The sequence below is a fragment of the Kitasatospora sp. NPDC056531 genome, assembly GCF_042794375.1.
Lineage (GTDB): Bacteria > Actinomycetota > Actinomycetes > Streptomycetales > Streptomycetaceae > Kitasatospora.
Window position 1 is genome coordinate 156,000 of the sequence record NZ_JBHTTU010000001.1, and the last position, 17,949, is coordinate 173,948.

The following is a 17,949-nucleotide window of genomic DNA, read 5'->3' on the forward strand; positions in this document are numbered from 1 at the left end:
CTCCACCTCGGCCGTGAATCCGTCCCTACAAGACAGTTCTACGACGTTTCCTCGCACGCTCTTAACAATGGCCAATGCGTGAGTCTAAAGGGACGACTCCGCTCCACCCGAACCGTGCCCGATCAGCAAGACAGCTCGTGGACAGCCGGGCACGTGCCCGGGGCCGGGGCAGGGGGGTGGGGATAACCCCCGACCGGGAAGACGCATCACCCCCATGGCACCTCCCGTCCCCGGTTCGGGAAGCTTGGTCCACCAGTCCACCAGTCCACCAGTCCACCAGTCCACCAGTCCACCAGCTCGACCGACAGGAACGGATGATCCGATGAAGCCGCTGCACCGCCGAGCCGTGGACGCCGTCAAGGAGCAGGACGCTCGGATGGAACGCCCGCCGCTGTACGGCGCACGGATGTGGCGGCAGGTCGGTCAGCTGATGCTCAACCTGCCGCTCGGCATCGCCGGCTTCGTCCTGGCGGTCACCACGCTCTCGGTCGGCCTGGGCCTGTCGATCACGGTGATCGGTCTGCCGCTGCTGGCCGGCGGGCTGGCCGCCTCCCGCTCCCTGGGCGGGCTGGGCCGCCGCCGGGCGCGCTCGGCGTACGGCTCCGCGATCGACGACCCGGAGCCGGTTCGGCTGCGCCGCCCGGGGCTGGTCGGCTACACCATCGCCCACCTCACCGACCTGCTGAACTGGCGGTCGGCGCTCTACAACGTGCTGATGCTGCCCTGGGGCATCCTCAGCTTCACGCTGTCCCTGGTCTCGGTCGTGGTGCTGTGGCCGGTGCTGCCCTGGGTGGTGCGCGCGATGGCGGCGGTCGACCGGATCCTGATCGAGTCGCTGCTCTTCCCCGGCGCCCTGGCCGAGCGGGTGCGCGAGCTGGAGGACGACCGCGGCACCGTGGTCGACACCGCCGCCGCCGACCTGCGCCGGATCGAGCGCGACCTGCACGACGGCGCCCAGGCCCGGCTGGTCGCGCTGGCGATGGACCTCGGCATGGCCAAGGAGCGGCTGCGCGAGGTGGAGTCCGAGGATGACATGGCGGCCGCCACCCGGATGGTCGACAACGCTCACGGCGAAGTGAAGCTGGCCCTGCAGGAGCTGCGCGACCTGGCCCGCGGCATCCACCCGGCGGTGCTCACCGACCGCGGCCTGGACGCGGCGCTGTCCGCGGTCGCGGCCCGCTGCACCGTCCCGGGCGGGGTGAAGGTGAACGTGGACCTGGCGGGGTCGGACGGCGAGCCCGAGCGCCCGGACTCTGCGGTCGAGGGCATCGCCTACTTCACCGTCAGCGAGCTGCTGACCAATGTCTCCAAGCACGCGGGCGCCCGCACCGCCTCGGTCGAGGTCTGGCGCTCGGACGACCAGCTGATGGTGCTGGTCCAGGACGACGGCAAGGGCGGGGCGGCCCCGTACCCGGGCAGCGGCCTGGCCGGGCTGGCCGAGCGGATCCGGGCGGTGGACGGGGTGTTCCTGGTGGACAGCCCGGCGGGCGGCCCGACCGCGGTCACCATCGAGCTGCCCTGGCGCACCCGCACCGCCCGCCGCTGAGCGCCCGGAGACGGCGAAAGGCGCCGGGACCCGGTCGCGGCAGTGGACCGGGTCCCGGCACCGGTCCGGTGCGGCGCCCGGCCCGCGGAACCCTTGCGCGGTGTGCGGGCCGACGACCCACCGGAGCTCGGGTCACGCCTACGATCCGGTCGCCAGCGTGCCCAGCGTGACGTCGGCGGTCTGGCTCTTGCCGTCCCGGGTGTAGGTGACGGTGACCTTGCTGCCCGGGGTGAGCGAGGCGAGCGCGGTGGTGAGCGCGTTCAGCGAGTCGACCGGGGTGTCGTCGATCTTGGTGATGACGTCGCCCGGCTGCAGCCCCGCCGCGGCGGCCGCGCCGCCCGCGCCGACCGCGACGATGACCGCACCGGCTGGCTGGAACTGCTGGTTGAAGCTGGTCCGGGCGGTGATGCCGAGGGCGGCCCGGCCCGAGTTGGTGACCTTGCCCTGCTTGATCAGCTGGTCGGTGATGCTGGTGATGGTGGACGCCGGGATGGCGAAGCCGATGCCGGGGGCGGACACGCCGTTGGTCTGCGGCTCGGTCGCGGCGAGGGTGTTGATGCCGATCACCTGGCTGTCCAGGTTGACCAGCGCGCCGCCGCTGTTGCCCGGGTTGATCGCGGCCGAGGTCTGCACCATGTTGCCGATGGTGGCGCCCGGCGAACCGACGCCCCGGGGTTCGGTGACGGTCCGCCCGGTGGCCGAGACGATGCCCTGGGTGACGCTGCTGGAGAGCCCGAGCGGGCTGCCCATGGCGAGGGTGATCTGGCCGAGCTCGACCTTGCTCGAATCGCCGAAGGCGGCCGGTTTGAGGCCGCTCGGCGGGCTGCTGAGCTTGATCACCGCGAGGTCGGAGTCGGGGTAGCTGGCGACCAGGGTGGCGTCCAGCGACTTGGTGGTGTTGGCGAGGGTGACGGTGAAGGTGGTCGAGGAGCCGACCACGTGGGCGTTGGTGACGATGTCGCCCTTGTCGTCGTAGACGATCCCGGAGCCGAGGCTCTCCCCGGTGGTGATCTGCACCACCGAGGGCAGTACGTCGGCGATCACCTTCTGGTAGGCGTCCTGGAGCTGGTTGCCGCCGCCCGGTTGGCTGGAGGGGGCGGAGGTGGCCGACTTGGTGGCGCCGGAAGGGGAGCCGGCCGACGCCGGGGAGGAAGCGGAGGAGGCCGAGGAGGACGAGGAGGAGGACGAGCTGCTGCAGCCGGCCAGCGCCAGCGCCGTCAGCGCCGCGACCGCGCCCGGGGCGAGCAGCCGACGCTGAACCGCCTTGGGCCCGGTCGGCCCGGGGCTGGCCGGCAGCGGGCGGTTGTGTTCCTTCTTGCGGCTCACCTGGCTGCCTCCGATTCGTCACCACGCTGACGGGCGCGGGTGTGGGAGCACGGAAATCCTTGTCAGCATTTCACCGATTTGTCCGACTTGCTGGCTGGACTCGCCCGCCCGGGGTGACCCGCACGCGAACGCCTAGGATTGCCGCATGACTTGGTTGATCACCGGCGGTGCCGGATACATCGGCGGGCACGTCGTCCGTCAGCTGCTCGACGCCGGCGAGCGCGTCGCCGTCCTGGACGACCTCAGCACCGGCGACGCCTCCCGGGTGCCGGCTGGCGTCCCGCTGATCCAGGGCTCCACCCTGGACCGCGCCGCCCTGGACGCCGCGATCCGCGACCACGGCGTCGAGGGCATCCTGCACTTCGCCGCCAAGAAGCAGGTCGGCGAGTCGGTCGAGCAGCCGTTCCTCTACTACCGCGAGAACATGATCGGCCTGCAGACGGTCCTGGAGGCCGCGGCCGAGGGCGGTGTCAAGCGCTTCCTGTTCTCCTCCTCCGCCGCCGTCTACGGCATGCCGGACGTCGACCTGGTCACCGAGTCCACCCCGTGCGCCCCGATGAGCCCGTACGGCGAGACCAAGCTGGCCGGCGAGTGGCTGGTCGCCGCCGCGGGCAAGGCCCACGGGATGTCCACCGTGGCCCTGCGCTACTTCAACGTGGCCGGCGCCGCCTCGCCCGAGCTCTCCGACGCCGGTGTGTTCAACCTGATCCCGATGGTCTTCGAGCGGCTCACCGCCGGCAAGGCGCCGCTGGTCTTCGGCGACGACTACCGGACCCCGGACGGCACCTGCGTCCGCGACTTCATCCACGTCTCCGACATCGCCTCGGCCCACGTGGCGGCCGCCAAGCGGCTGGCCGCCGACCCGGCCGGCGCGACCTCGCTGGTGCTCAACATCGGCCGCGGCGAGGGCGTCAGCGTCAAGGAGATGATCGAGGTGATCGGCAAGGTCACCGGTTACGACACCACCCCCGAGATGGCCCCGCGCCGCCCCGGCGACCCGGCCCGGGTGGTGGCCTCCGCCGACCTGATCCAGCGCGAGCTGGGCTGGAGCGCGAGCCACGACGTGGCGGAGATGGTCTCCTCCGCGTGGGAGGGCTGGTGCAGCCGCCACCCCGAGGCCCGCAAGGCCTGAGGCCTGATCGCCCGGGCCTGACCGCCCGGGCCGTGGCCCTCGGCCACCACCGGACCGGCGGTGTCCGCCCCGCTCAGCGGGCGGGCACCGCCGTGCCGTAGTAGGCGTCCAGCGCGTACACGCAGCGGTCCTTGGAACCGACGAAGACCCGCCCGCCGACCGCCACCGGGGAGCCGGTGAGCTCGCCCTTGGTGCCGAGCTCCCAGCGCAGCTGACCGGTCGCCAGGTCCAGCGTGTGCAGCGAGTGGTCCCGGCTGCCCAGGTGCACCAGGCCGTCGGCCACCGCCGGGGAGCCGACGATCTCGCCGCGCGCGGTGTAGCGCCAGCGCTCCCGGCCGGTCGCCGCCTCGAAGGCGTACAGCACCTCGCCGCTGCCCACCAGCACCATGCCGTCCCCGACCACCACCGGCTCCGCGCCCTGGCGGCTGCCGGTGACCCCGCGCCAGCGGTCCAGGCCGGTGGCCGCGTCCAGCGCGTAGACCGTGCCCAGGTAGTCGGCCACGTAGACCGCGTCGGCGTCCAGGGCGGGCGGGGTGAACAGCACCACCGGGGCCTCGAAGCGCCAGCGCTCGACCCCGCTGGCCGCGTCCAGCGCGTACACCCGGGTGCCGGCCGTCACGTACAGCACGCCGCCGCGCTCGACCGGGTGCGAGGGCACGTCCTCGCCGACCGGGAAGGACCAGCGCAGGCCCGCTCCGCGCGGGTCCACGCAGCGCAGCCGCCCGGCGCCGTAGTAGTAGGCGGCGCCGGCCACCAGGACCGGGCCGGACTGCGGGTTCTCGTAGTCCTGCTGGGCGTCGTCCGCGCGCCACAGCTCGGCGCCGGTGGCGGCCGCGCGCAGCTGGACACCTCCGCCCCGGACGCCGCAGCAGAGCACGCCGTCGGCGGCGGAGAGCGAGTAGACCCAGCCGTCCAGCGAGGTGCGCCAGCGCTCGGTGCCGTCCGCGACGTCCACGGTGTACAGGTGCGGGCCGTCCGCGGCGTGCACCCGGCCGGCGTCCACCGCGAGCGCCCAGGCGACGTCCCTGGTCTTGTAGCGGCGCTCGCCGGAGGCGATGTCCAGCGCGTGCACCTCGAAGCTGGAGACGAAGAGCGTGCCGTCGGCGACCACCGGGGTGCCCCAGACGTCGTTGGACATCCGGAACCGCCAGGGGCGCCAGCGGGCGGCCGGGGCGGGGGTCGGGGTCGGCGCCGGGGGTGCCGGCGGCGCCGGGGTCGGCGCCGTCCGGCGGACCCAGTCGGTCTCGGCCGGGGCGGTGGTCGGTCCGGGCTGCTCGTGCTCGGCCCGCGGCCCCGGGCCTATCCGCACCGAGGCGCCGGACAGCTGCACCTCGACACTGACCCCGCCGGTGGGCGCGCGGTGCTTGTTCTTGGAGGGGATCTTCGCGGTCGGGATCTCGGCGTCCGAGCCCGGCCCGGGGCGCGGCACGCTGTGCACCGGCCCGGCCGGCGGCGGCGCGTGCCGGGCGCCCGGATGGGTGCGCGGGTCGTCCAGACCGGGGTTCTGCGGCGGGATCTGCGGCTGCGGGGCCGGCGGGTGCGACGGCTGCGGGTGCGACGGCTGCGGCTCGACCGGGCCGGCGTACGGGCGGGGCGGCGGCGCGCTCGGGCGGCGCCCGCGCTTGCGCTCGATCAGCTCCAGCGCGTTGGCGGGCAGCCAGTCACCGGCCTCGCCGGAGGCGTCGTCCCGGGAGAACAGGTGCGGGGCCAGCTCGGCCTGGATCTGCGCCGGGGTCGGCCGGTGCTCGGCCGCCTGCTGCATGCAGGCCCGGACCAGGTCCATCAGCTCGGGCGGCATGCCGGACAGGTCCGGCTCCTCGCGCAGCAGCTGGAACACCGTCTCGACCGGGTTGGAGCCGCGGTACGGCGGGTGCCCGGTGGCGCAGAAGACCATCAGCGAGCCGAGCGAGAAGACGTCGCTGGCGCCCCGGACGGTCCGGCTGTCCCGGGCCTGCTCGGGCGACATGTAGGCCGGGGTGCCGACCGCGACGTTGGTCATGGTGAGCCGGGTGCTGGAGACCCCGGACGCGATGCCGAAGTCGATCACCTTGGGGCCGTCCTCGACCACCAGGACGTTGGAGGGCTTGAGGTCGCGGTGGATCAGCCCGGCCCCGTGGATGGACTGCAGCGCCTCGGCGATGCCCGCGACCAGCCAGCGGGTGGCCTCCACCGGCAGCGGGCCGCACTCCTCGACCAGGTCCTCCAGGGAGGGCGCCGGGATGTACGCGGTGGCCAGCCAGGGCACCCGGGCGTCCGCGTCGGCGTCCACCACGGCCGCGGTATAGAAGCCGCCGACCGTCTTGGCGGCCGCGATCTCCCGCGCGAAGCGGACCCGGAACAGCTCGTCCTCGGCCAGTTCCCCCCGGACGGTCTTGATGGCCACCCGGCGCCCGGACGCGGAGCGCGCCAGGTAGACCAGCCCCATCCCACCCGCGCCGAGTCGCCCCAGCACCTCGAAGGGCCCGATCCGCCTCGGATCGTGCGCCGTCAGCTGGTCCACTCCGCTGCCACCTCCCCGTTTCCGCACCCGCCGCGTGGTGCCGGTCCCGATTCTCCAATGCCGCCCGGCGCATCTCCAACCTCCCCCGCCCGGAGGGGCCCGCCGGACAGCGGCCTGGTCAGCGATGACGGAACGGCCGGATTCTGACGCCCGCTCCGGCTGCGGCTTGCGTCAGCCGACCCGGACCGTCGGTTTGCCCACTCGTGGGCGGTCACGCTCTGTCACACGACCACCCCTCAGCGGACTCGCCGTCACGCTATGGGGTCAAAAGCACACGGGGGGGCTTCAACGGCGCCTCCTGAGCCCCGTGAATATCCGTCCGAAGCGGTTCATGCCGCTATACCAGCCCCCGTGCGGAGTAATAGTCGCATCACCGAATCGCGCCAAGATCGTGCCACGGTAAGCTGACGGCATGACAGGACAAGTTCGCACCGTCGACGGTCGCGTCGCCGGGCGACGCGGACAGGAGACGCGGCAGAAGCTGCTCGACTGCCTCCGCGAGATGCTCAGCACGTCGCCCTATCGGGACGTCAAGGTCATCGACGTCGCCCGTATGGCGGGTACCTCCCCCGCGACCTTCTATCAGTACTTCCCGGATGTCGAGGGCGCAGTCCTCGAAATCGCCGAGGAAATGGCCAAGGACTCCGACACCCTCAAAGAGCTGGTGGCCGGAAAGTCCTGGGTAGGGAAGTCCGGACCGACCACTTCGGAAGAACTGGTCGACGGATTCCTTGCCTTCTGGCGCAAGAACGACGCCATTCTGCGAGTGGTCACGCTCGGTGCCGCGGAAGGGGACAAGCGGTTCTTCAAGATCCGCATGACCGTCCTCAACTCGGTCGCCAAGCCGCTCGCGGAGGCCGTCAAGGAACTCCAGGCGAAGGGTCAGGCCGACAAGTCGCTTGATCCGAACGCCGTCTCCGGGGCCCTGGTCTCGCTGCTCGCATCGGCGGCCGAGCACCAGAAGGCCTTCACCTCCTGGGGCGTCAAGGTCAAGGACCTCAAGCCCAACCTCGCTCCCCTGGTGTACCTGGGCGTCACCGGGAAGAAGGCGCCCAAGTAAGACCATCCGTTCGATCCATCATCCGCTCCGCGCGCAGCCCCGGCCTCCTGTCCGGGGTACGACGGACGGCGGCCGTGTCCTCGGGGGAGGTCCGCCGACGTACCGCAGGCGCGCCAGACATGCCGGTGGGCGAGCACCCCTCACACAGGGTGCCCGCCCACCGGCATTCTGTTGTTCACCCGCTCGACCGTGACTCGCCCGCTCGCCTCCGGGTCGCTCGGACCCGGTGCCGACGGTCGGCGCTCCGGCGCTCGTACCTCGCTGGTCGCTTCTCCCTTTCGGCACCGGCGCGCCCCTTCGGCTCGGGGCGGGGCAGTGTGCGAGTCACGGGCAGCGGACGACCTGGCCGGCGTAGGCGAGGCCGCCGCCGAAGCCGAAGAGCAGCACCGGGTCGCCCGGGGAGAGCTCGCCGCGTTCGACCAGCTTGGAGAAGGCGAGCGGGATCGAGGCGGCCGAGGTGTTACCGGAGTCGACCACGTCCCGGGCCACCACGGCGTCGCCGAGGCCCAGCTTCTTGGCGATCGCGTCGATGATCCGCAGGTTGGCCTGGTGCGGGACGAAGCCCTTGAGCTCCGAGGGGTCGATCCCGGCCCGCTCACAGGCCTCGCGGGCGAGCGGGGCGAGCTGGGTGGTGGCCCAGCGGAACACCGACTGGCCCTGCTGGCTGATCACCGGGTCCCAGCCCGTGATCACCACGGCGTCACCCTTCTCCGGCTCGGAGCCCCAGACCACCGGCCCGATGCCGGGCTCGGCGCCCTCCTCCTGCGCCTCGACCACCGCGGCGCCCGCGCCGTCGCCGAAGATCACACAGGTGGAGCGGTCGGTCCAGTCGAGGGTGTCGGACATCCGCTCGGCGCCGATCACCAGCGCGCGGCGGGCCGCGCCGGCCCGGATCGCGTGGTCGGCGGTGGCCAGCGCGTAGGAGAAGCCCGAGCAGACCGTGTTGATGTCGTACGCGGCGGGCGAGCGCACGCCCAGCCGGGCGGCCACGGCGGCGGCGGTGTTGGGGCTGCGCTCGATCGCGGTGCAGGTGGCGACCACGACCAGGTCGATGTCCTCGGGCGTCCGGCCGCTGTTGGCCAGCGCCTTCTGCGCGGCCTCGGTGGCGAGGTCGACCAGGGTCTCGCCCTCGGCGATGTGCCGGGTGCGGATGCCCACCCGGGTGCGGATCCACTCGTCGTCGGTGTCGACGAGCGCCGCCAGGTCGTCGTTGCTGAGGACCTTGGGGGGCTGGTAGTGGCCGAGTGCCACAATGCGCGAACCGCTCATGGTGCCATGGAACCGGGTTACTCGCTGGTCAGCCGGGCATGACCGGCTACAGGATCCGAACCTGTGATCTGTAGGAGATCGACAAGGGCTGTTGGGGCGCCTGGGTTCGGCGCATGCCGAGGTCAGGCCGCCAGGGTGGTGGCGTCGCCCATCACGATGACCGGGTGGGCGCTCGGATCCAGGGTGCGGATCAGCTGGGCCATCTTGTCCTCGGGGATCGACACGCAGCCGTGGGTGGGCCCGTCATGGTCCACGTGGAGCCAGATGCCTCCGCCCTTCTTGGCGCCCATCGGGCGGCGCGAGTCGAGCGGGGAGTTGCCGGGGACCCGGTTGTAGTTGATCGCGACCACGTAGTCGAAGGAGCCGGCCAACTGGTCGCCGAAGAAGCCGGTGCCGGAGACCACGAAGCTCGGGTCCTTGTCGTACGGGAGCTTGCTGCCCGGGTCGGCGTTGCGGCCGCCCGCGTCGGTGAGCGAGAAGACGCCGATCGGGCTGCGCAGGTCGCCCTCGTTGTGGTCGGCGGTCCAGCCGTTCTTGCCGTTGTGGCCGTTCCACGTCTCGCCGGCCAGCCAGCGGCCCTCGGGGGTGCGGGTCCAGAGGACGACGGTGTTCTTGTCGGTGTTCTTGTCGGCGCCGGAGGCGACCACGACCTGGGTGGTCTCGGCGGGGATCTTCGCGGTGAAGGCGGCGCCGAGGCCGGGTATCGCGGCCAGCGAGCCGTCCGGGCGGGTCTCGCTGCGACCGGCGGCCGGGGGCGCGGACTGCCGGTCGGCGGCGGCCTGGACGGCGGCGTGGTCGGGCGCGGGCTGGTCGGGCTTGCTGACGCCTTCGGGGCCGGGGCCGTCGGCGGCGGTGATGCCGGGCTTGGCGTCGTCCTGGCCGACGGTGTACCAGCCGGCGGCGGCCGCGACCAGCAGGGCGGTGCCGGCCATCACGGCCTTGCCGTGACGTTTCTGCTTCGCCTTGCGCCGCCGGCCCCGGGCGGCGGCCCTGCCACCCGGCACGGCGGCCGCGGCGGGGACGACGGGGGCGAGGGGCGCGAGGGGATCGAGGGGATCGACCGGTGCGGGCTCCTCGTGGACCGGCTGCTCGTACACCGGCTGCTCGTACACCGGCTGCTCGTACACCGGCTCAGGCTCCGCCGGGTACGGCTGGAACGGCTGCTCGTACGCCTCGAAGTACCCCTCAGCGACCTGCGGGGCCTGCTGGTACTCGCCGTAGTGGTCCTGCTGGACCGGCTGCCGGTACGACTCGTACGCGTCGTACGGCGCGTCGTGCGACTGCGGCGGCACCCCGTACACCGGCTCCTGCATCGGCTCGTACGGCGGGTACTCGGTGGCGCGATGAGAACCGGACATGCCGTCGATCCTGCCAAACGCCGCACCCGTTGGTAAACCCGGGTCGCGTGCGGGAGCCGTGAAGACGCCGCCGTCCGGGCCCGAGTACGGCCCGGACGGCGGGGAGTTCGCAGGTCAGAGGCGCATCGCCTGCGGGGCCTCGCGGCGCATCGGGTCCGGGCCCTCGTACTCGCGGATGACCTCGTAGCGGGTGTTGCGCTCGACCGGACGGAAGCCGGCGTCGCGGATCAGACCGAGCAGGTCCTCGCGGCCGAGCTTGTTCGGCGTGCCGAAGTTGTCCGCGTCGTGGGTGATCTTGTACTCGACCACCGAGCCGTCCATGTCGTCCGCGCCGTGGCTGAGCGCCAGCTGCGCGGTGGTGACGCCGTGCATCACCCAGAAGACCTTGACGTGCGGGACGTTGTCGAACAGCAGCCGGGAGACGGCGAAGGTCTTCAGCGCCTCGGCGCCGGTGGCCATCTCGGTACGGGCCATCAGCTTGTTGCGCACGACGCCGTCCTTGGAGTCGTGGAAGTCGTGCTGGTAGCGCAGCGGGATGAAGACCTGGAAGCCGCCGGTCTCGTCCTGCAGCTCGCGCAGCCGCAGCACGTGGTCCACCCGGTGGCGGGGCTCCTCGATGTGGCCGTACAGCATGGTGCAGGGCGTCTTGAGGCCCTTGCTGTGCGCGAGGCGGTGGATCCGCGACCAGTCCTCCCAGTGGGTGTCGTGGTCGACGATGTGCTGGCGGACCTCCCAGTCGAAGATCTCCGCGCCGCCGCCGGTCAGCGACTCCAGGCCGGCGTCGATCAGCTCGTCCAGGATCTCGTCGGCGGACAGGCCGCTGATCTTCTCGAACCAGTGGATCTCGGTCGCGGTGAAGGCCTTCAGCGAGACGTTCGGCAGGGCCGCCTTCAGTTCCCGCAGCGAGCGCGGGTAGTAGCGCCACGGCAGGGTCGGGTGCAGGCCGTTGACGATGTGCAGCTCGGTGAGGGACTCGCTCTCCATCGCCTTGGCGAGGCGGACGGCCTCCTCGATGCGCATCGTGTACGCGTCCTTCTCGCCCGGCTTGCGCTGGAACGAGCAGTACGCGCAGGACGCGCTGCACACGTTGGTCATGTTGAGGTGGCGGTTGACGTTGAAGTGGACGACGTCGCCGTTCTTCCGCGTCCGCACGTGGTGGGCCAGCCCGCCCAGCCAGGCCAGGTCGTCGCTCTCGTAGAGCGCGATCCCGTCCTCGCGGGTCAGCCGCTCACCCGCGTAGACCTTCGCCTCCAGCTCGCGCTTGAGCCCTGCGTCCATGCGGTGCCCCGCCTCCTCCGACATTCGATTCCTTGCCGGACTGAGCGTACGCCTATGCGGAGAGCAGCTCCGCGAGCAGTGCCGGGTCGATGTTGCCACCGCTGACCACGGCCGCGACCGTCTGGCCCCCGGTCTCGGCGGCGCGGTGGAAGTACGCGGCCGGGGCCACGGCACCGGAGGGCTCGGCGACCAGCCGGCCGCGGCGGGCCAGCAGGGCGACGGTGGCGCGGATCTCGTCCTCGGTGACGGTGACGATGTCGTCCACGTAGGTGGTGATGTGCTCGTAGGGCAACAGGCCGACCGAGGGGGTGCGCAGCCCGTCCGCGATGGTCCGGTAGGTGTCGGCGACCGGCCACTCCACCCGGCGCCCGGAGCGCAGGCTGGCCTGCGCGTCGGCCGCCAGCTCCGGTTCCACGCCGATCACCCGGATGCCCGGGCGGGTGAGCTTGAGCGCGGCCGCCGTCCCGCCGATCAGGCCGCCGCCGCTGACCGGCACCAGGACGGTGTCCAGCTCGGCCGGGGCGTCCTCGGCGATCTCCAGCCCGACCGTGCCCTGGCCCGCGATGATGAACGGGTCGTCGTACGGGGGCACCCAGACGTAGCCGTGCCTTTCGGCCAGCTCGCCGGGCAGGGTGTCCCGCTCCCCCGGCGACACCAGGATCACCTCGGCGCCGTACGAGCGGGTGGCCTCCACCTTCACCGCGGGCGAGGTATCCGGCATCACGATCACGGCTTTGATGCCGAGCAGCTGTGCCGCGTACGCCACCGCCTGCGCGTGGTTGCCGCTGGACTGGGCGACCACGCCGCGGGAGCGTTCCTCCGCGGTGAGCGCGGCCAGCCGGTTGTAGGCGCCGCGGGTCTTGAAGGCCCCGGTCGGCTGGAGGTTCTCGGGCTTGAGCCAGAGCCGCCGCTCCCCCTCGGCCGCCCAGGGGGCGGGAACCAGCGGGGTGCGCACGGCGACCCCCGCGATCCGCTGCCGAGCGGCGCGCAGCTCCTCCAGACCGACCAGTGCCATACGTCACTCTCCTACAGGAGGAAGCTCACTCACCCGGTTCTCCCACTTCGTGGAGAGTACGACGGTGGTGCGGGTCCGGGCCACGCCTTTAGTGCCCGAGATCCGCTTCACCACCGACTCCAGGCCGGCCACGTCGGCCACCCGGACCTTGAGCATGTAGGAGTCGTCACCCGCGATGAACCAGCAGTCCTCGACCTCGTTGAGGTCCTTCAGCCGGAACGCGACGTCCTCGTGGTCGGCCGCGTCGGTGAGCTGAAGGCCGATCAGGGCCGTGACGCCGAAGCCGAGCGAGGCCGGGTTGACCGTCGCGCGGTAGCCGGTGATGACCCCGGCCTGCTCCAAGCGGTTGATGCGGTCCGTGACGCTCGGGCCGGAGAGGCCGACCAGCCGGCCCAGCTCGGCGTAGGACGCACGGCCGTTCTCCCGGAGCGCCTGGATGAGCTGTCTGTCCACCGTGTCCATATACCGTCCGCGTCCTTCCGAACCTCACCAGACCCACAGATCATTATCCGGATTCAAAGGCGCCATGCGCTGACCGACCCGGATATCGCAGAGAAGATACTCTCCCGCCCTCGCTCTCCTTACTCCCCCTCAGCCGCAGCGCCCCCGCCGCTCCCGCTCCGGCGGGCCGCCGCCCCCAACTCCCCTTCCCAGCGCAGGTACAGGGAATGCGGCACGCCCACGGCGTCCAGCACCCGGCCGGCCACGAAATCCACGAGTTCGCGCACGGTGGAGCCGCCGGCGTAGAAACCGGGCGACGCGGGCAGGACCACCGCGCCCTGCGCGTCGAGTTCCACCAGGTGCTTCAACGTCACCCCGTTGAGTGGTGTCTCGCGCACGCAGACGACGAGTGGTCGGCGCTCCTTCAGGGTGACACTGGCGACCCGCTGCAGCAGGTCCTTGCTCAGGCCGAGCGCGATCCCGGCCACCGCGCCGGTGGTCGCGGGCACCACCAGCATGCCCTTGGCGGGGTACGAGCCGCTGGACGGGCCGGCCGCGAAGTCCCCGGCGGGCCAGTAGCGGACGTCCTCCAGGTCCTGGTCGGTGCCCAGCCAGGCGGCGAGGTCGGTGCGCCAGTGGGCGTCCCGGAAGGAGATGCCGGTCTCGTCCAGGATGGTGAGCCGGGCGGCCCGGCTGACGATCAGGTCCACCGCCTCACCGGCGGCCAGCAGCGCCCGGATCACCGAGGCCGCGTACGGCGTCCCCGACGCTCCCGAGACCCCGACCACCCACGGCTGACGCTTCGTGATTCCCATGGGGCATTTCTATCCCGGCTTCACCCGGGGCCTCGGCCGGGGAGTGCCCCGGAGGCCGCCGCCCGGTCGGACGGAACGGGTCCGGGAGCGCGCGCCCCCTGGGAGGATGGGGGGCATGGCAGCGACCCTCGTCGACCTCACCCATCAGGTGACCACCGCGATGCCGGTCTACCCCGGCGATCCGACCGTGCTGTTGGAGCCCGCGCTCACCACCGCGACGGCCGGGGTGAACGTGCTGGCCCTGCACCTCGGCTCGCAGTCCGGGACCCACGTGGACGCGCCGTACCACGTGGACGTCACCTGGCCGACGCTGGACGGGCTGCCGCTGGAGCGGTTCACCGGGCCCGCCGTGGTGGCCGACCTGCGGGGGCTGGAGCCCCGGGCGGCCGTCACCCCCGAGCTGCTGGCGCCCGCGCTGGAGCGCTGCGGGGAGGGTTCCGTCCTGCTGCTGGCCACCGGCTGGGCCCGGCACTGGGGCACCGACGCCTACCTCGCCCACCCCGGCCTGACCGCCGAGGCGGCCGAGGCGATCGTCGCCGCCGGGGTGCGCACGGTCGGGGTGGACGCGCTGAGCGTCGACCCCACCCCCGACCCGGGCCCGGGCGACCCGGCGGTGGCCGCGCTGCTCGCCGACCTCACCGACGAGCACGACCAGCCCGCCGAGGAGCCGACGCTGGCCGCCCACCGGGTGCTGCTGGGGGCGAGCGGCGGCGGGGTGATCGCCGAGAACCTGACCGACCTGCGGGCGCTGCTGGAGGCGCAGGAGGCCGGTCGGCCGGTGGAGGTCTCGCTGTTCCCGCTGCGGTTGGTGGCGGCGGACGGCGCCCCGGTCCGGGCGGTGGCCCGACTGGGCTGAGCCCATCGGCCCGCCCCGGCCCGGGACTTGGTCTAGACCATCCCCCGGTGGCGCCAGTACGCTGTCCGGCCATGGCTGAGATCATCGGAGTGATCGAGCGACTCTGGCGCTACCCCGTGAAATCCACCGGCGGCGAGCGGCTTGACTCCGTCGAGGTGGACGTGCGCGGCCTGGCCGGCGACCGCCTCTACGCCGTCCGCGACTCCTCCGGCAAGCTCGGCTCGGGCAAGACCACCCGCCGCTTCCGCCGGATGGACGGCCTGCTGCGACTCTCCGCCCGCCTCGGCCACCGGATCGACGGCCCCGAGCTGTTCGACCCGCTCGGCCGCCCGGTCGACCACCCCACCGCGTTCCTGCGCGCCTACCTCCAGCGCGAGGACGTCGGACTCGCCCGCGAGGACGCCGTCCCGCACTTCGACCGGCTACCGGTCAGCGTGCTCACCACCGCCACCCTGGACTGGGTCCGCGAGGCCGTCCCCTTCGCCGTGGTGGACGAACGCCGGTTCCGCCCCAACATCGTGCTGCGCACCCCGCCCGGCACCCCGCCGTTCGTCGAGGACGACTGGTTCGGCCGCCAGGCCCGCGGCGAGGCCCCGGACAGCGCCCGGCTCGCCTTCGTCACCTCCAGCGAGCGCTGCGCGATGACCGCCGCCCCGCAGCCCGGGCTGCCGCACGCCCCCGAGATCCTCAAGGCGATCGTGCACGCCCACGACGGCCGCCTCGACACGCTCGCCGAGGTGGCCGCCCCGGGGCGGCTGCGACTGGGCGACCGGCTGGTGCTGGACTGAGCGGGCGGCGGCTGCCTCGAGCCGTTCAGCCGCGGATCAGGCAGAAGGGGTGGCCGGCCGGGTCCGCGTAGACGCGCCATCCGCCGACGTCGCGCAGGCGGACGGCGCCGAGGGCGAGCACCTGGGATTCGGCGGCGTCCAGGTCCGGGACGTCGATGTCCAGGTGCGCCTGCTGCGGGTGCCCGGGGTCGGGCCAGCGCGGCGGGCGGTGGTCGGCGACCGCCTGGAAGCAGAGCACCGTGCCGTCGTCGAGGTGCAGGGTGGACCAGCCGGCGCCGAGCGACCAGCGCGGGTCCGGGCGGTCGACCTCACCGCCGAGCAGGGCGGCGTAGAAGCGGGCGAGTACGGCCGGGTCCGGGCAGTCGAGCACCAGGCACTGCAGTTTGCCGATCACGGTTCTCCTCAGAGTGCTTCCGCGTCCGGTCCGGACGGGGTGACCGCCCGCAGGTAGGCGTCGGCGAAGAGCTCGAAGGACTCGTCCAGCGAGGGCAGCCCGTCGCCGAGGACGGGTTCGAGCACCGGCCGCACCAGGACGTGGCTGAGCAGCGGGCCGAGCAGCAGCTGCACCAGCACCGGGAGCGGCAGCGGCCGGATCCGCCCGGCCTCGACGTGCGGCAGCAGCAGGCGGCCGAGGCCGTCGATGATCTGCGGCATGTTGGCGGACATCATCCGGGCGGCGGGCCCGTCCGGGCGGCCGAACAGGTCGGCGAAGACCGCCGGGATGATCCGCGGCTCGCCGGTGAAGGCGGCGAGGAAGGTGCGGTGGAGCGCCCGGACGGTGTCCTCCAGCCGCTCGGGCGGGTCGGCCGCCAGTGCCTGGAGGTCCGGCAGCGGGCCGTACTGCAGGAAGACGGCGGCGAGCAGGCCGTCCCGGCCCTCGAAGACGGTGTGCAGGCTGGGCAGCGAGCACTCGGCGCGGTCCGCGACCGCGTCCAGGGTGACCCCGCCGAGGCCGCGTTCGGCCACCAGGTGGGCCGCCGCCGCGATCGCGCGCTCCCGCACCGGCGGCCGTCCGCCCGGGTCGACGCCGGTCTGCCGGACCGCCTCGTCCAGGGGCGCCCGGGAGCCGCCGAGCCGGCGCAGCAGGGTGCTGCGCGAGACGCCGGCCGCCGCCGCGATCGCCGTCAGCGGGACGTCCGCGACGTCCTGGCCCCGCTCCTTCGCCGCCGTGAGCGCGGCCGACACCAGATCCTTCATGTGGAGCATCGTACTACTTGACACCTGAGACGGTTCCAGAGAGTCTGTATATGCGAGTTCCAAGCAGAGGTCGCAAGGGGACCAGGGATTCACGGATCGAGGGGAGAGAGCCATGAGCGTCGTCATCTCCGGGGGCGGGCCGGCCGGAATGGTGCTGGGCCTGATGCTGGCCCGGGCCGGCGTCGAAGTGACCGTGCTGGAGAAGCACGGCGACTTCCTGCGCGACTTCCGCGGCGACACCGTCCACGCATCCACCGTGCGGCTGATGGACGAACTCGGCCTGGGCCGGGAGTTCGCCGCACTGCCCCAGAGCCGGCTCGGCAACATGGTGGTGCCGGTGCCCGGCGTCGGACAGGTCGCGCTGAGCGCCTTCGACAAGCTGCCCGCGCCGTACAACTACATCGCGATGATCCCGCAGTGGGACCTGCTCAACTTCCTGGTGGCGCAGGCCGAACGGGAACCCACCTTCACCGTCCGGATGAACACCGAGGCGACCGGGCTGATCCGGGAGGGCGGCCGGGTGGCCGGCGTGCGCTACCGCACCCGGGACGGCGAGGAGGGCGAGATCCGGGCCGCGCTCACCGTCGCCGCCGACGGCCGGCACTCCACCCTGCGCCGGGAGGCCGGGCTGGTGCCCCAGGAGTACCCGGTGCCCTTCGACGTCTGGTGGTTCCGGCTGCCCCGACACGCCCACGAGCAGGCCGTGCCGCCCAACCTCGCCCCCGGCTTCGGACACGGCGAGATGGCGCTCAGCCTGACCCGCGACGACTACTTCCAGATCGCCTACTTCCTGCCCAAGGGGGCCGACGCACAGCGCCGCGCCGAGGGCATCGAGCGCTTCCGCGACCGGATCGCCCGCCTGATGCCCCAGTACGCCGACCGGGTCGACCAGTTGGCGAGCCTGGACGACGTCCACCTGCTCGACGTCAAGCTCAACCGGTTGGACCGCTGGTACACCGACGGACTGCTGCTGATCGGCGACGCCGCCCACGCGATGTCCCCGGCCGGCGGGGTGGGCATCAACCTCGCCATCCAGGACGCCGTCGCCGCCGCCACCCTGCTCGCCGAGCCGCTGCGGCGCGGCCGGCCGACCGTCGCGGCGCTGGCCCGGGTGCAGCGACGGCGCCAACGCCCGACCGTGATCCTGCAGCGGATGCAGCGGATGCTGCACGGCCTGATGTTCACCCCGGTGCTCAGCGGGCGCCGGGTCGGCCCGCCCGTCCAGTTCGCGCTGCTCGCCCGCTACGTCCCGGCCGTGCGGCTGGGCGTCTCCCGGCTGATCGCGCTCGGACCGCGGCCGGAGCACGCGCCGGACTTCGCCCGGCGGCCGGCCGCTTGAGGGGCGGGCCACCCGAGGGGCCGGCCACC

The 17,949-nt window shown here is 72.8% G+C and carries 16 protein-coding genes; 6 read left to right on the forward strand and 10 right to left on the reverse strand.

Annotated elements, in window-relative coordinates:
• Positions 1 to 376: 376 nt before the first annotated feature.
• Positions 377 to 1,546: a sensor histidine kinase gene (locus ACFQ87_RS00840; RefSeq protein WP_380608720.1), complete on the forward strand. Its 1,170-nt coding sequence runs from the start codon at positions 377 to 379 to the stop codon at positions 1,544 to 1,546.
• Between the two features lie 138 nt (positions 1,547 to 1,684).
• Here ACFQ87_RS00840 and ACFQ87_RS00845 read toward each other — a convergent pair whose 3' ends face one another.
• Positions 1,685 to 2,842 carry a S1C family serine protease gene (locus ACFQ87_RS00845; protein ID WP_380608721.1) on the reverse strand — a complete coding sequence of 386 codons (1,158 nt, stop codon included), beginning with the start codon at positions 2,840 to 2,842 and terminating at the stop codon, positions 1,685 to 1,687.
• A gap of 175 nt (positions 2,843 to 3,017) precedes the next feature.
• On the opposite strand from ACFQ87_RS00845, the gene galE reads away from it, so the two are divergent.
• Complete coding sequence (gene galE, locus ACFQ87_RS00850; RefSeq protein WP_380608365.1) at positions 3,018 to 4,004, forward strand: UDP-glucose 4-epimerase GalE; 987 nt, start codon at positions 3,018 to 3,020, stop codon at positions 4,002 to 4,004.
• A 73-nt stretch (positions 4,005 to 4,077) separates the two neighbouring features.
• Here galE and ACFQ87_RS00855 read toward each other — a convergent pair whose 3' ends face one another.
• Positions 4,078 to 6,504 (reverse strand): PQQ-binding-like beta-propeller repeat protein, encoded by a 2,427-nt coding sequence (locus ACFQ87_RS00855; protein ID WP_380608366.1) that lies wholly within the window; start codon positions 6,502 to 6,504, stop codon positions 4,078 to 4,080.
• A gap of 412 nt (positions 6,505 to 6,916) precedes the next feature.
• Here ACFQ87_RS00855 and ACFQ87_RS00860 point away from each other — a divergent pair, with 412 nt between their 5' ends.
• Entirely contained in the window at positions 6,917 to 7,564 is a 648-nt protein-coding gene (locus ACFQ87_RS00860; protein WP_380608367.1) for a TetR family transcriptional regulator, read from the forward strand.
• 324 nt (positions 7,565 to 7,888) lie between these two features.
• On the opposite strand, the gene ACFQ87_RS00865 is transcribed toward ACFQ87_RS00860, so the two are convergent.
• From ACFQ87_RS00865 to ACFQ87_RS00890, 6 genes are all read right to left on the reverse strand, one after another.
• The gene (locus ACFQ87_RS00865) at positions 7,889 to 8,833 is read right to left on the reverse strand and encodes a beta-ketoacyl-ACP synthase III (RefSeq protein ID WP_380608368.1); all 945 of its coding nucleotides are present in this window, start codon (positions 8,831 to 8,833) and stop codon (positions 7,889 to 7,891) included.
• Positions 8,834 to 8,955: 122 nt separating this feature from the next.
• Complete coding sequence (locus ACFQ87_RS00870) at positions 8,956 to 10,191, reverse strand: L,D-transpeptidase family protein (RefSeq protein ID WP_380608369.1); 1,236 nt, start codon at positions 10,189 to 10,191, stop codon at positions 8,956 to 8,958.
• A gap of 114 nt (positions 10,192 to 10,305) precedes the next feature.
• Positions 10,306 to 11,469 carry an aminofutalosine synthase MqnE gene (gene mqnE / locus ACFQ87_RS00875; protein ID WP_380608370.1) on the reverse strand — a complete coding sequence of 388 codons (1,164 nt, stop codon included), beginning with the start codon at positions 11,467 to 11,469 and terminating at the stop codon, positions 10,306 to 10,308.
• 52 nt (positions 11,470 to 11,521) lie between these two features.
• A complete protein-coding gene (locus ACFQ87_RS00880; RefSeq protein ID WP_380608372.1) occupies positions 11,522 to 12,484 on the reverse strand; it encodes a threonine/serine dehydratase in 963 nt (320 codons plus the stop codon).
• A gap of 3 nt (positions 12,485 to 12,487) precedes the next feature.
• The gene (locus ACFQ87_RS00885; protein ID WP_030055719.1) at positions 12,488 to 12,946 is read right to left on the reverse strand and encodes an Lrp/AsnC family transcriptional regulator; all 459 of its coding nucleotides are present in this window, start codon (positions 12,944 to 12,946) and stop codon (positions 12,488 to 12,490) included.
• A 119-nt stretch (positions 12,947 to 13,065) separates the two neighbouring features.
• Positions 13,066 to 13,740, reverse strand: coding sequence for a UbiX family flavin prenyltransferase (locus ACFQ87_RS00890; RefSeq protein WP_380608373.1), 675 nt, complete (start codon positions 13,738 to 13,740; stop codon positions 13,066 to 13,068).
• A gap of 115 nt (positions 13,741 to 13,855) precedes the next feature.
• Here ACFQ87_RS00890 and ACFQ87_RS00895 point away from each other — a divergent pair, with 115 nt between their 5' ends.
• Together ACFQ87_RS00895 and ACFQ87_RS00900 are read left to right on the forward strand one after the other, a co-directional pair.
• The gene (locus tag ACFQ87_RS00895; protein ID WP_380608374.1) at positions 13,856 to 14,596 is read left to right on the forward strand and encodes a cyclase family protein; all 741 of its coding nucleotides are present in this window, start codon (positions 13,856 to 13,858) and stop codon (positions 14,594 to 14,596) included.
• A 71-nt stretch (positions 14,597 to 14,667) separates the two neighbouring features.
• Complete coding sequence (locus ACFQ87_RS00900) at positions 14,668 to 15,384, forward strand: MOSC domain-containing protein (protein WP_380608375.1); 717 nt, start codon at positions 14,668 to 14,670, stop codon at positions 15,382 to 15,384.
• Positions 15,385 to 15,409: 25 nt separating this feature from the next.
• Here ACFQ87_RS00900 and ACFQ87_RS00905 read toward each other — a convergent pair whose 3' ends face one another.
• Together ACFQ87_RS00905 and ACFQ87_RS00910 are read right to left on the reverse strand one after the other, a co-directional pair.
• Positions 15,410 to 15,778: a VOC family protein gene (locus ACFQ87_RS00905; RefSeq protein WP_380608376.1), complete on the reverse strand. Its 369-nt coding sequence runs from the start codon at positions 15,776 to 15,778 to the stop codon at positions 15,410 to 15,412.
• 8 nt (positions 15,779 to 15,786) lie between these two features.
• Positions 15,787 to 16,581: a TetR/AcrR family transcriptional regulator gene (locus tag ACFQ87_RS00910; protein WP_380608377.1), complete on the reverse strand. Its 795-nt coding sequence runs from the start codon at positions 16,579 to 16,581 to the stop codon at positions 15,787 to 15,789.
• A 112-nt stretch (positions 16,582 to 16,693) separates the two neighbouring features.
• Here ACFQ87_RS00910 and ACFQ87_RS00915 point away from each other — a divergent pair, with 112 nt between their 5' ends.
• Positions 16,694 to 17,920, forward strand: a complete 1,227-nt coding sequence (locus ACFQ87_RS00915) for an FAD-dependent oxidoreductase (protein WP_380608378.1) — start codon at positions 16,694 to 16,696, stop codon at positions 17,918 to 17,920.
• Positions 17,921 to 17,949: the final 29 nt, after the last annotated feature.